Annotated in this window: 11 protein-coding genes; 1 reads left to right on the forward strand and 10 read right to left on the reverse strand. The window is 67.7% G+C overall.

The features are described 5' to 3' along the window. Nucleotides 1-4 precede the first annotated feature (4 nt). Nucleotides 5-667 carry a PAQR family membrane homeostasis protein TrhA gene (trhA, locus tag EJO66_RS04775; protein ID WP_124956545.1) on the forward strand — a complete coding sequence of 221 codons (663 nt, stop codon included), beginning with the start codon at nucleotides 5-7 and terminating at the stop codon, nucleotides 665-667. Nucleotides 668-997: 330 nt separating this feature from the next. On the opposite strand, the gene EJO66_RS04785 is transcribed toward trhA, so the two are convergent. From EJO66_RS04785 to EJO66_RS04830, 10 genes are all read right to left on the reverse strand, one after another. Continuing rightward, entirely contained in the window at nucleotides 998-1,222 is a 225-nt protein-coding gene (locus EJO66_RS04785; RefSeq protein WP_124956547.1) for a SlyX family protein, read from the reverse strand. A gap of 46 nt (nucleotides 1,223-1,268) precedes the next feature. Next, nucleotides 1,269-2,753, reverse strand: a complete 1,485-nt coding sequence (locus tag EJO66_RS04790) for an AAA family ATPase (RefSeq protein ID WP_125964717.1) — start codon at nucleotides 2,751-2,753, stop codon at nucleotides 1,269-1,271. 90 nt (nucleotides 2,754-2,843) lie between these two features. Then, nucleotides 2,844-5,360 carry an ABC transporter permease gene (locus EJO66_RS04795; protein WP_124956551.1) on the reverse strand — a complete coding sequence of 839 codons (2,517 nt, stop codon included), beginning with the start codon at nucleotides 5,358-5,360 and terminating at the stop codon, nucleotides 2,844-2,846. Between the two features lie 70 nt (nucleotides 5,361-5,430). Beyond that, entirely contained in the window at nucleotides 5,431-6,303 is an 873-nt protein-coding gene (locus EJO66_RS04800; RefSeq protein WP_124956553.1) for a formate dehydrogenase accessory sulfurtransferase FdhD, read from the reverse strand. Continuing rightward, nucleotides 6,300-6,713, reverse strand: a complete 414-nt coding sequence (locus EJO66_RS04805; protein ID WP_124956555.1) for a hypothetical protein — start codon at nucleotides 6,711-6,713, stop codon at nucleotides 6,300-6,302. The genes EJO66_RS04800 and EJO66_RS04805 overlap by 4 nt, the downstream gene beginning before the upstream one ends. Then, complete coding sequence (locus tag EJO66_RS04810) at nucleotides 6,710-7,933, reverse strand: formate dehydrogenase subunit gamma (protein ID WP_124956557.1); 1,224 nt, start codon at nucleotides 7,931-7,933, stop codon at nucleotides 6,710-6,712. The genes EJO66_RS04805 and EJO66_RS04810 overlap by 4 nt, the downstream gene beginning before the upstream one ends. Before the next feature lie 11 nt (nucleotides 7,934-7,944). Next, nucleotides 7,945-8,199, reverse strand: coding sequence for a hypothetical protein (locus EJO66_RS04815; RefSeq protein WP_124956559.1), 255 nt, complete (start codon nucleotides 8,197-8,199; stop codon nucleotides 7,945-7,947). Continuing rightward, complete coding sequence (fdh3B, locus tag EJO66_RS04820; protein WP_015866837.1) at nucleotides 8,196-8,819, reverse strand: formate dehydrogenase FDH3 subunit beta; 624 nt, start codon at nucleotides 8,817-8,819, stop codon at nucleotides 8,196-8,198. The genes EJO66_RS04815 and fdh3B overlap by 4 nt, the downstream gene beginning before the upstream one ends. A gap of 9 nt (nucleotides 8,820-8,828) precedes the next feature. Beyond that, a complete protein-coding gene (locus EJO66_RS04825) occupies nucleotides 8,829-11,819 on the reverse strand; it encodes a formate dehydrogenase subunit alpha (protein ID WP_124956561.1) in 2,991 nt (996 codons plus the stop codon). Between the two features lie 15 nt (nucleotides 11,820-11,834). Further along, the gene (locus EJO66_RS04830) at nucleotides 11,835-12,065 is read right to left on the reverse strand and encodes a formate dehydrogenase (protein WP_124956563.1); all 231 of its coding nucleotides are present in this window, start codon (nucleotides 12,063-12,065) and stop codon (nucleotides 11,835-11,837) included. Nucleotides 12,066-12,163 lie beyond the last annotated feature (98 nt).

The raw sequence follows: 12,163 nt of genomic DNA on the forward strand, positions 1-12,163 counted from the left end.
TAGCATGGCTTCCAACAAACCGGCGTCTGCGGCCCGCGCCCAGACTGCGCTCGAAGAGGTCTTCAATGCGTTGAGCCACGGCCTCGGCCTGCTGCTGGCCGTGGCCTCGCTGCCGATCCTGGTCTACAGCGCCGCCCAGAAGGGCCAGGCCGCAGGCATCGTCGGCGCCTCGCTTTTCGCTGGCACGGCCATCGTGCTGTACCTGATCTCCACGCTCTACCACGCGCTGCCGCTGGGCCGGGCCAAGGCCTGGTTCAACCGGCTCGACCACGCGGCCATCTATCTCTTCATCGCGGGCAGCTACATGCCGTTCCTTTTTGGCGTGCTGCGCGGGCCGTGGGGCTGGACGCTGTTCGGCTGCATCTGCGCCGCGGCGGCGCTGGGGGTGGGCGCCAAGCTGTTCAACCGGCTGCGGCATCCGCTGTGGTCGACGGGGCTCTACGTGGCGATGGGCTGGATGGCGCTGATGGCAGCGGTGCCGCTGTACGAGCGCATGTCGCCGGCGGGCCTGGGATGGCTCGTGGCCGGCGGGCTGTTCTACACCGCGGGTGCGGTGGTTTTCCTGTTCGACAACAGGGTGCGCTTTGCGCACTCGGTATGGCACCTGTTCGTGCTGGCGGGCAGCACCTGCCACTTCTTTGCGGTGCTCTGGCACTCGCACGGCTGATCTTGTTCAGGGCACTGTTGTTCAGGGCGCTGTTGTTCAGGGCGCTGTTGTTCAGGGCGCTGTTGTTCAGGGCGCGTGCACAGGCCACCGGGTACTCCCCTCCGCGAATGTCCTCCGGCCTTCGGCCTCCTCCTTTATTTCGCTGCGGGGAGCACCCGATGCCCTGTGCACTGGGCACGCTCGTTGTGCACCGCTGCAAAGACTGCTCTGTCCTACGCTCCCGCCGATGAGGTGCCTTGCGCAGCGAAATCAAGGGGGAGGCCGCAGGCCAGAGGACATTCGCTTCGCCGCGTACCCCGTCGGCGGGAGCGCGCCCCCGAACAACAGCGCTCAGTAATGCGGCGGCAGCTCGTCGCGCAAGTTGCGCGCCGCCCCGTCCTGCCCCGCATTCTGGCTTTGCTGCCTGAGCTGGGTGACCTGCAGGATCAGGCTGTCGATCTGCTGCTGTTGCCGGTAGATCGTCATGTTGAGCTGCTCCAGCAGGTCCTCGGCATAGCTCGACTTGATCTCGAGTTCGGTCAGGCGCTCTGCGAGCTCGTTCGGTGAATGGTCCATGCCGCTATTGGACAGGAAGATCCACCGGTTTTTTGTGACGCCGTGTTCAGCGAGGAAGACTTGCCGCCGGTTCGCTGACCTCGCGCGACGGCACCCCGGCACGCGCAGTGCTCTCCTTTGGCTGCGGCTTCGCGGCCTCGCCCGCCATCCGGCTCAGCGCGAGCGCGGCCTGCAACGGATAGAGCGTGCGCGCGTCGCCCTCGGCCCTGTTGCTCACGGTGGTGCCGGCGGCTTCGCTCATGCTGGCCGTACGCACCGCGTCGGGCCGGTGCACGGGCACCATGAACGGCGAGTGCGTGGTGTAGATGATCTGGTTGCCAAAATCCTGCTCGAAGTGCGCGAGCAGGTCGGCCTGCGAGCGCGCATGCAGATGCAGGCCGGGCTCGTCCAGCAGCAGGACGGCATCGCCGGCGCCCTTGGTGTCCGCGAAGAAGGTGACGTAGAACGAGAAGAACCACTGGAAGCCGCGGCTGCGCTCGTCCAGGTTCACTTCCACGTCGTAGGCGCGGTTCGGGTCGGACACCAGCGTGTCCATGTACGGCCCGTCCAGGTTGAAGCGGACCTTGAGCTCGCGGTCCTTCCAGAGCCGGCGGATCTCGGCGGTGACGACCGAGCCGGCGCGGTTGGCGAGCTGGTTGCGCGTGGCCTGGTCGTTCTTCTCCAGCAGGTCCTGCAGCTGCTGCGGATCGAGCCCCGCGACCTTGCAGAGCTTCTCGAAGTTGCGCTGCCCGGGCGCGTCCTGCCCCCAGCCCTTGCGCGCGAGGTGCTCGGCAATGTTCTGGCGGCCGGGCAGCGCCGGGTACTCGTCCACGTAGATGAACCGGGGCAGCTTCTGCAGCACCCATTCCTTCGCCCTCGCGAGCGCCGGCGTGTCGTTGGCGATAGCGCGGGCCACGTCCTCGAGCTCGACCAGCATCTGCTCCTGCTTGTCGCTGAGTTCGGCATCCGTGGCAGCCATTGCCTTGCGCAGCGACTGCAGCGCCGCCACCGCACCCGCCGACCACCGGATGTAGTCGGGGCTCAGGATCATCGCGGCGTCGAAGGCGTCGGCCGCCTGCTCCAGCGTCGCGCGCGCGTCGTCGGCAAGCTTCTCGGCTGCGGCCTTGACGGCCGGCACGATCTTGCGCACCTTGCCCTTGATGTCGGACACGTCGAGCGACAGGTCGCCGAGTCCTTCGAGGCCGCTCCAGCGGGCCGTGCCGTAGCCCCGGCCCGCGGTGACGTGGCGCACATTGGCCGCGCGCGGAAGCATCTGCGCCAGCTCGGCCCGCTCGCTGTCTTCGAGGGCCCAGCGCGTCGCGACGACCGGCGTATCGCCCTGGCACTCCTCGAGGCGGCGGTGCCGCGGAAAGTCCTTGATCGGACTGAGTTCGGCCAGGCCTCCGGCCGGGTTCAGGCTGTGCAGTGCACGCAGCAGGTTCGATTTGCCGCTGTCATTTCGACCGAGGATCGCCGTGATCTGTGGGGTATCGATGGAGCCGCTGTCGTTGATCGAGCGAAAGTTGGTGATCTGGAATGACGCCAAGCGCATGGAGGGGTTTTCTTCTCGTCGAATGAATGATTGCAGGGCGGGGAATGTATTGCATTCCCCGCCCTCTTCACCCCCGCGGAAAGAAAAATCTTATTCCGCCGCGCGCCGCAGCGTATCGACCACCGGCCTGCGCAGCACGTCGCGCAAGCCCCACCAACCCGCCGCCAGCGCGAGCACCGCGCCCGCGAGCGCACCGGCGACCGGCACGATGGGCGACGCCGTCCAGGTGAAGTCGAACACGTAGCGCGCGAGGCCCCAGCCGATGGCCGAGGCCACGATGCTCGCCAGGAAGCCCGCCAGCAGGCCCACGCCCGCCAGTTCGGCGCGCTGCACCTGGCGCAGCAGGCTGGCCCGCGCGCCCACCGCGCGCATCACGGCGAACTCGCGCGCGCGCTCCTCGCGCGTGGCCGTGACCGCGGCGAACAGCACCACCAGCCCCGCCGCGAGCGTGAAGCCGAACAGGAACTCGACCGCACGGATCACCTGGTCGAGCACGCGCTGCACCTGGTTGATAGTGGCGCTCATGTCGACGTTGGTCACGTTGGGGTAGCTGCGCACCAGCGCGTTGTCGAAGCCGCGGGTTTCGGGCGCGCGGAAGGCCCCCATGTAGGTCACCGGCACGTCGGGCAGCGCGGCCACGGTGTACATCACGAAGAAGTTCGCATGCATCGAACCCCAGTCGACCTTGCGCAGCGAGGTGATGCGCGCATCGTTCTGCATGCCGCCGATGTCGAAGCGCAGCACGTCGCCGAGCTTGAGGCCGAGCGTCTCGGCCAGGCCTTCCTCCACGCTCACTTCGCCCGGCGCATCGGGCTTCCATGCGCCGGCCACGATGCTGTTGTGCGCCGGGGCCTCCACGCTGTTGCTGAGGTTGAACTCGCGGTCCACCAGGCGCTTGGCGCGGTCTTCCAGGTAGTCGTCGGGCGACACCGGCTTGTCGTTGACGGCCACGAGGCGGCCGCGGATCATCGGATACCAGTCGAACTTGCGCACGCCGGCATCGCGCAGCGACTTCTGGAACGCCGTGCTCTGGTCGGGCATGACGTTGATCACGAAGCGGTTCGGCGCATCGGGCGGCGTGGCCTTGCGCCAGCTCGCGACCAGGTCGGTGCGCAGCAGCACCAGCAGCACCAGCGCGAGCAGGCCCACGGCCAGCGCGCTGACCTGCACCACCGCATAGGCCGGCCGCGCCGAGATCTGGCGCGTGGCCAGCACCAGCCAGCGCGGCGCGGTGCTTTCATTGACGCTGCGGCGCAGCACCTTCACCGCGAGCCAGCTCAGCAGCGCGAACACGGCCACCGCGCCTGCGAAGCCGCCGACGGCGATCAGGCCCAGCTTCAGGTCGCTGCTGGCCGCGATCAGCAGGGCCGCGAAGCCGGCCACGCCAATGCCCAGCACCGCGAGTGACGCAGGCTTGAGCCCGCCGACGTCGCGGCGGATCACGCGCAGCGGCGGCACCCGGGCCAGTTGCAGCACCGGCGGCAGGCCGAAGGCGAACAGCAGCGTGAGCCCCATGCCCAGGCCGAAGGCCACGGGCCACACGGTGGCCGCAGGCAGCGCCGTTTCGACCAGCCCCGCGAGCAGCACCACGAACACGTAATGCACGCCGAAGCCGATCGCCACGCCCAGGCTGCTGGCCACGATGCCGACGACAGCAAATTCGAACGCATAGGCCAGTGCGATGGTGCGCTGGCTCTGGCCGAGCACGCGCAGCATGGCGCAGTCGTCCAGGTGGCTGGCCGCGAAGCCGCGCGCGGCCAGCGCCACCGCCACGGCCGACAGCAGCGCCGCGAGCAGCGCGACAAGGCTCAGGAATTTCTCGGCGCGGTCCAGCGTCTGGCGCATCTCGGGGCGTCCGCCTTCGAACGAATCGAGCCGCACGCCGCGCAGTTCGCCCTTCTTGATCGTGGCCTCGGCCCAGTCGGAAAAGCGCTTGACGGCCGCATCCTCGCCCGCCACCGCGTAGCGGTAGCCGACACGGCTCGCAGGCTGCACGAGACCGGTGCGCGGCACGTCCGCCTGGTTGAGCATCACGCGCGGCGAGAAACTCATGAACCCTGCCCCGCGGTCAGGCTCGAGCGTGATCACGCGGCCGATGCGCAAACTGCTGTCGCCAAGAAGAAGCGCATCCCCCACCTTGAGCGCGAGCGAATCCAGCAGCGAGGCGTCGACCCAGACCTCGCCCGCCGGCGGAATATCGCGTGTGATGCTGCCCGGCGCATCGGGGGCGCTTGCGGTCTGCAGGTTGCCGCGCAACGGGTAACCCGCAGTCACGGCCTTCAGGGCCACCAGCTTGCTCGCACCGCCCTGGGCATCGTCGGCCCGCGCCATGGTCGGAAAGCCATAGGTGCCGGTGCCCTCGAGTCCGAATGCGCGGGCCTGCGCGATGAAGGTCGCAGGCGTGGGGTTGTCGCTCACGACCACCGCGTCGCCGCCGAGCAGCTGCCGCGCATCGCGCTGCAGCCCCCCCTTCAGCCGGTCGGCAAAGAAGCCGACCGCCGTGAGGGCGGCCACCGCCAGCACAACGGCAACGATCAAGAGGCGCAGTTCGCCGGCGCGCAGATCGCGCCACAGGGTGCGCCAGCCAAGGCGGAAGGAGGCATTCATGGGCGAGACGATAGCCGACGCGCGTGCGCCGGCGCCTTTCAGGGGCTTGTCGCAAGTAGGGGAACAGGCCTTAGGCCGGATTGCGGCGCGCGAGTTCCGGCTGCAGCACCAGCCGGTCGACGCCCGCGTAGCAGACGAAGTGCCTGTTGGTCGCGCGACCGATGGCGCACAGGCCCACGCGGGTTGCCACCTCGTGGCCCATCTGCGTGATGCCGCTGCGCGAGACCACGATGGGCACGCCCATCTGCGCCGACTTGATCACCATCTCGCTCGTGAGCCGACCGGTGGTGTAGAAAACGCGGTCGCCGGCCAGCACGCCGGCCGGCTGCATGGCGCACCAGCCCGCGATGGTGTCGATGGCGTTGTGGCGGCCCACGTCTTCCACGAAGGAGTGCATCGTGGCCTCTGTGCCGCCGGGCTCGAGCGTGAACAGCGCGCAGCCATGCACCGAGCCGGCCGACTTGTAGGTGCTCTCCTGGAGCCGGATCGCATTGACCAGCGCATAGAGCTGTGCCTGCGTCATGCGCGTGGGCGGCAGCTGGAGCTTGTCGATGTCGGCCATCAGGTCGCCGAACACGCTGCCCTGGCCGCAGCCGGTGGTCACCACCTTCTTTGCGGTACGCTCCTCGATGCGGTCGATGCCGGCGTGCGTCTTGACGGCGGCGGCGCCGACCTCCCAGTCGACCGTGACCGACTCGACGTCGCTGGCCGATTCGATGAGGCGCTGGTTCAGCAGATAACCCAGCACCAGCAGTTCGGGCTGGGCGCCGAGCGTCATCAGCGTGACGAGTTCGCGACGGTCCACGTACACCGTGAGGTCGCGCTCGGCCGGGATGGAGACAGTGCCGCGCACACCATGCTCATCGACGACCTCGACCTCGCGCGTCAGTGCGGCGCGGGCCTGGGTGAGACGCGGAAGCGGCAACGGCAGCGGCGTCGTCACTGCGCCTTCGGCGTGGGATTGGCGGTGGCGGCAGGCTGCGTGGTGCTGGGCGGCGATGCGGCCGTGGTGGCCGGCGAATGCGCGCCCGCAGCCTCGATGGGCTTGGCGTCGGCCGGCGGCGTAAAGGCGAAGGGACCGGGGTCGGCGCAAGGCGGCGTGGCAGGCGCGGCCGGCACCGGCTTGCCGGCCGCGGTGGCACTGGCGCGGTACTTGGCCGCGACGCGGTCCTGCGCCTGGCAGAGCTTGTAGGCATCGACCTTGCCGCTCCAGGCGGTCTTGGCGGCAGCTTCGGCGGCCTTGGCCTTGGCCTCGGGGGTGGCGGGCGGCGGCGGCAGCTTGGCCCATGCCGCAGGCGCGGCCAGCGCGAGCACCAGCAGCGACGCGCAAGAGAGATTCAACGGCAGCTTCATGAGGGTGTTCCTTCGGCGGGTCTCACGGGCCGCGCGGCCGGTGCTGCGGCCGAGCCGGCCGGCAGCGTGCGCTGCGCAGGGATCTTGCCCGCGGCGATGTCGTCGTACCAGAGTTCGTGATGCTCCCTGGCCCAGGTCTCGTCGACGTAGCCGGTGCGCATGGCCTTGTAGGCGCCCGTCATGCCGAGCGTGCCGATGTAGATGTGGCCCATGATCATCGCGATCATCAGCAAGGTTGCGATGCCGTGGACCATGTGCGCCACCTGCATCTCGCCGCGCGTGTAGACGAAGCCCGGCAGCAGCTTGTCCAGGAAAAGCCCCGAGCCGATCACGAAGAAGCCGAGGAACAGCACGCCGCCCCAGAAGACCAACTTCTCGCCCGCATTGAAGCGGTGCGACGGCACTTCCTTGCCGCCGAACAGGCCGCCGAAGCGCGCGAGCCATTGGAGGTCGCTGGCGCGCGGCAGGTTGTCGCGAATGAAGGTGAAGACCATGAGCACGATCGTCACCACGAACAGCGGCCCGACGAAGTTATGGACGTTCTTGAGCGCGTAGGCAATCCAGCCGAAGAGCGAAGCGCCCATCCACGGCATCAGGAAGAACTTGCCGAAGGCCATCACGATGCCGGAGATCGCGAGCGTGACGAATGCAATGGCGTTCGACCAGTGCGTGGCCCGCTCGAACGGGGTGAAGCGCTCGATCTTGCGGCCGGTTTCCTGGCCGTGCAGGCGGATGGGACCACGCGTGAAATAGAAGATGGCCAGCGCCAGCAGCACGACGAACAGCAATGCCGCGCCGTAGGGAATGATCCAGTCGTTGCGCACCTGGCGCCAGGCTTCGCCGGCATTGGTGAAGCGCGAACCGGGGTACTGCACGAAAGGCTGGATCAGGTTGCCGGCCTCGGGCGCCTCGCTTTTCGGCAGGCTGCTGTAGCCGGTCACGCCCTGCCCCACCTGGCGCCACATCGGCGCGTTGTTGCCGGGTTGCACCTTCATGCGCTCGCCATTGGTCTGGTTCGCGTAGTTGGGGTCGGCGCTGGCTTCGGGCTTGACCTCGAAGATGTTCTGGCCGCGGATGCCGCCCGCGGCGGGCTCCGGTGCGGCGGTTGCGGCAGGTGCCGCGGGTGCGGAGGTCGTTCCAGGGTCGGCCGGCGGCTGCGCCTGCGCGAAGGCCGTACCCAGCGCGGCAAGAAGAACGAGAGCGGTCAGCGCTTGCTTCATGGGCTCTCCGTTCAGTTCTCTTTGTTGTATTCGTTCTGCCCGTTCTGCGTGCGGGTCTTGAGCTGCTGCTGCCAGGCGGTCTTGTCGCCGACCTGCCAGCCGGGCGCGGTGAACACCGTGCCGGCGTTCTCCTTGGTGCCCGTGCCGCTCCAGGGCACGGCGTCGTGCTTGACGCCCTGCGCGTTGGTCTGCGGCTTCTCGCCGCAGGCCGCGAGGCACATTGCGACCAGCGCAACGCCCGCGAAGACGAGGCCCGGCCGCTTCACTTGCGGACTCCACCGGCCGGCGGGGTGCCAGCCTGCTGCGAGCCGTAGGCGGTGCCCCAGCCCCAGACTTCGGCGCCCTTGCCGCGCTGGACCACGCGGGTGCGGAAGATGTCGGCCACCACGTCGCCATCGCCGGCCAGGAGGGCCTTGGTCGAGCACATCTCGGCGCAGGCCGGAAGCTTGCCTTCGGCGAGCCGGTTGCGGCCGTACTTCTCGAACTCGGCTTCGGAGCCGTTGGCCTCGGGGCCGCCGGCGCAGAAGGTGCACTTGTCCATCTTGCCGCGCACGCCGAAGGTACCTTGCGACGGAAACTGCGGCGCGCCGAACGGGCAGGCGTACGAGCAGTAGCCGCAGCCGATGCACACGTCCTTGTCATGCAGCACCACGCCTTCTTCGGTGCGGTAGAAGCACTGCACCGGGCACACGGCCATGCAGGGCGCGTCGGAGCAGTGCATGCAGGCCACCGAGATCGACTTCTCGCCCGGCACCCCGTCGTTGAGCGTGACCACGCGGCGGCGGTTCACGCCCCAGGGCACCTCGTTCTCGTTCTTGCAGGCAGTGACGCAGCCGTTGCATTCGATGCAGCGTTCCGCGTCGCAGACAAATTTCATTCGTGCCATGGTGCTTCCTTATGCCTTTTCCACATTGCAGACCGTGGTCTTGGTCTCTTGCATCATGGTCACGCTGTCGTACCCGTAGGTCGTTGCGGTGTTGATCGCCTCGCCGCGCACCACGGGGGCTGCGCCTGCGGGGTAGTAGCCGAGCATGTCGACGCCCTGCCAGTGGCCCGAGAAGTGGAACGGCATGAAGACCGTGTCGGGCCCCACGCGTTCGGTCACCAGGGCCTGCACATTGAGCTTGGCGCCCGTGGGGGTGTGCACCCAGGCGCGCTCGCCGTTGCGAATGCCCTTCTCGGCCGCGACCTTGGGGTTGATCTCGATGAACATCTCCTGCTGCAGTTCGGCGAGCCAGGGGTTCGAGCGGGTTTCCTCACCGCCGCCTTCATATTCGACCAGCCGGCCCGAGGTCATCACGTACGGGAACTTCTCGGCCACCTTGTCGGCGATGTTCTTCTGCTGCACGCTCTTGTAGAGCGTGGGCAGGCGCCAGAACGCCATCTTGTCGTCGTGCGTCGGGTACTTGGCCATGAGGTCGGGCCGGTTGCCGTACAGCGGCTCGCGGTGCTGCGGGATCGCGTCGGGGAAGTTCCAGACCACTGCGCGCGCCTTGGCATTGCCGAAAGGGTGGCAGCCGTGGTTCTTCATGAACACGCGGATCATGCCGCCCGAGCTGTCGGTCTTCCAGTTCTTGCCTTCGGCCTTGGGCTTCTCGGCCTCGGTGAGTTCGTCCCACCAGCCCAGCTTCTTGAGCAGCACGTGGTCGAGCTCGGGGTAGCCGGTGGTGATGTCGGCGCCCAGCGAATGCGAGCCATCCTCGGCCAGCAGGTTCTTGCCGTCGCGCTCCACGCCGAAGTTCGCGCGGAAGTTGCCGCCGCCGTCCATCACGTGCTTGGAGGTGTCGTAGAGGTTCGGCGAGCCGGGGTGCTTGAATTCGGGCGTGCCGAAGCAGGGCCACGGCAGGCCGAAGTAGTCGCCCGTCATGTCGTAGCCGTTGACCTTGTCCTTGGTCCCGCCCTTGGCCTTGAGCGTGCGCACGTCGAAGGCGCCCATGTTGCGCATGTGGGCCTGCAGCCGCTCGGGGCTCTGGCCCGTGTAGCCGATGGTCCAGACGCACTTGTTGATCTCGCGCAGGATGTCGTCGGGCACGGGCTCGTCCATGCCCTTGACCTTCTGCATCTTGTAGTTCTTGCTCAGCTCCTTGCCGAAGCCCAGGCGGTCGGCGAACTGCTGCATGATCATGTGGTCGCTGCGGCTTTCCCACAGCGGCTCGATGACCTTCTCGCGCCACTGCAGCGAACGGTTCGACGCCGTGACGGAGCCGCTGGTCTCGAACTGCGTGCATGCGGGCAGCAGGTAGACGGCGCGGTTCTTGTTGAGATCGTCCGGGTTGCCGGGCATGGCCGCCATGGCCGCGGTGGCCGAAGGATACGGGTCGACCACCACGAGCAGGTCGAGCTTGTCCATGGCACGCTTCATCTCGAGGCCGCGGGTCTGCGAGTTGGGTGCATGGCCCCAATAGAACACGCCGCGCAGGTTCGAGTCCTGGTCGATCAGCTCGTTCTTCTCGAGCACGCCGTCGATCCAGCGCGACACGGTGATGCCGGGCTTGCTCATCATCGCGGGCGAGGCGAAGCGGCCCTTGATCCATTCGAAGTCGACGCCCCAGGCGGCGGCGAAGTGCTTCCACGAGCCTTCGACGATGCCGTAGTAGCCGGGCAGCGAATCGGGGTTCGGGCCCACGTCGGTGGCGCCCTGCACGTTGTCGTGGCCGCGGAAGATGTTGGTGCCGCCGCCCGACTTGCCCACGTTGCCGAGCGCAAGCTGCAGGATGCACGAGGCCCGCACGATCGCGTTGCCGATGGTGTGCTGCGTCTGGCCCATGCACCACACGATGGTGCCGGGGCGGTTCTCGTTGAGCCAGGTCGCCACCTTGAGCACCTGCGCCTCCTTCACGCCACAGGCCTCCTCGACCTTGTCGGGCGTCCACTTGGCCAGCACTTCCTCGCGCACCTTGTCCATGCCGAAGACGCGGTCGTTGATGTACTGCTTGTCTTCCCAGCCGTTCTTGAAGATGTGGTGCAGGATGCCGAACAGGAAGGCGATGTCGGAGCCCGAACGGATGCGCACGTACTCGTCGGCCTTGGCCGCGGTGCGCGTGAAGCGCGGGTCGACCACGATCATCTTGCAGCCATGCTCCTTGGCATGGAGCATGTGCAGCATGCTGACCGGATGGGCTTCGGCGGCATTGGAGCCGATGTACATCGCCACCTTGGCGCCGCGCATGTCGTTGTACGAATTGGTCATGGCGCCGTAGCCCCATGTGTTCGCGACGCCCGCGACCGTGGTCGAGTGGCAGATGCGCGCCTGGTGGTCGCAGTTGTTGCTGCCCCAGAAGCTCACGAACTTGCGCAGCAGGTACGACTGCTCGTTGCTGTGCTTGGACGAACCGATCCAGTAGACCGAATCGGGCCCGCTGGCCTGGCGCAGGTCCTTCAGCTTGGCGGTGATCTCGTCGAGCGCGGTGTCCCAGCTGATGCGTTCGTACTTGCCGTTGACCAGCTTCATCGGATAGCGCAGCCGGTATTCGCCGTGGCCGTGCTCGCGCAGCGCGGCGCCCTTGGCGCAATGCGCGCCAAGGTTGATCGGCGAATCGAACACCGGCTCCTGGCGCACCCAGACGCCGTTCTCGACCACCGCATCGGAGGCGCAGCCGACCGAGCAGTGGGAGCACACGGTGCGCCTGATCTCGACCTTGCCGGCGCCTACCGCTGTGGGCCGCGCTTCGCCGGCCGCTTCGGCCTTGCGCATCAGCGTGAGCTGGCCCGCGGCCAGGCCCACGCCGACGCCGAGCCCGGAGCGCCGCAGGAAGGCACGCCGGTCCATGGTGGGCAGCGCACCCGAAAGGCCGCGCCGCAGGCTGTGGATGAACGGGGAGGACGACTCGCGCTCCCCTTGCCGCGAGACATTGTTCGCGGGGACTGTTTTCTTGGTCAGCAACATCTTGGACCTTCCGCTTCAGGCCGAAGCGGTCTTGTAATAGCGCTTGACGTGTTCGCTCAGCGAATAGCCGCCGCCTTTTTCAGGCGCGGGCTTCGCCGCGGGCGCAACGGCCTCGACGGCCGCGGGGGCCGGCGCGACCTTGGGGAGCACCGAAACCGCGGCAACCGCGGCACCGGCGCCGGCGGCACCTATAAAGAAACCTCGACGCGAGGCCGGCTTGGTGCCGGCCGCTTGGCTGTCCTGCATGTGATCTCCAGGAGTGGCTGGGGGGCAAACCAGATATGAACCGATTTGCATACATCTGGATACTAGTCGAGACCCTTATTCCCGACAATCGAACTCTT

Origin of the sequence: Variovorax beijingensis (genome assembly GCF_003951285.1) — a bacterium.
Lineage (GTDB): Bacteria > Pseudomonadota > Gammaproteobacteria > Burkholderiales > Burkholderiaceae_C > Variovorax > Variovorax beijingensis.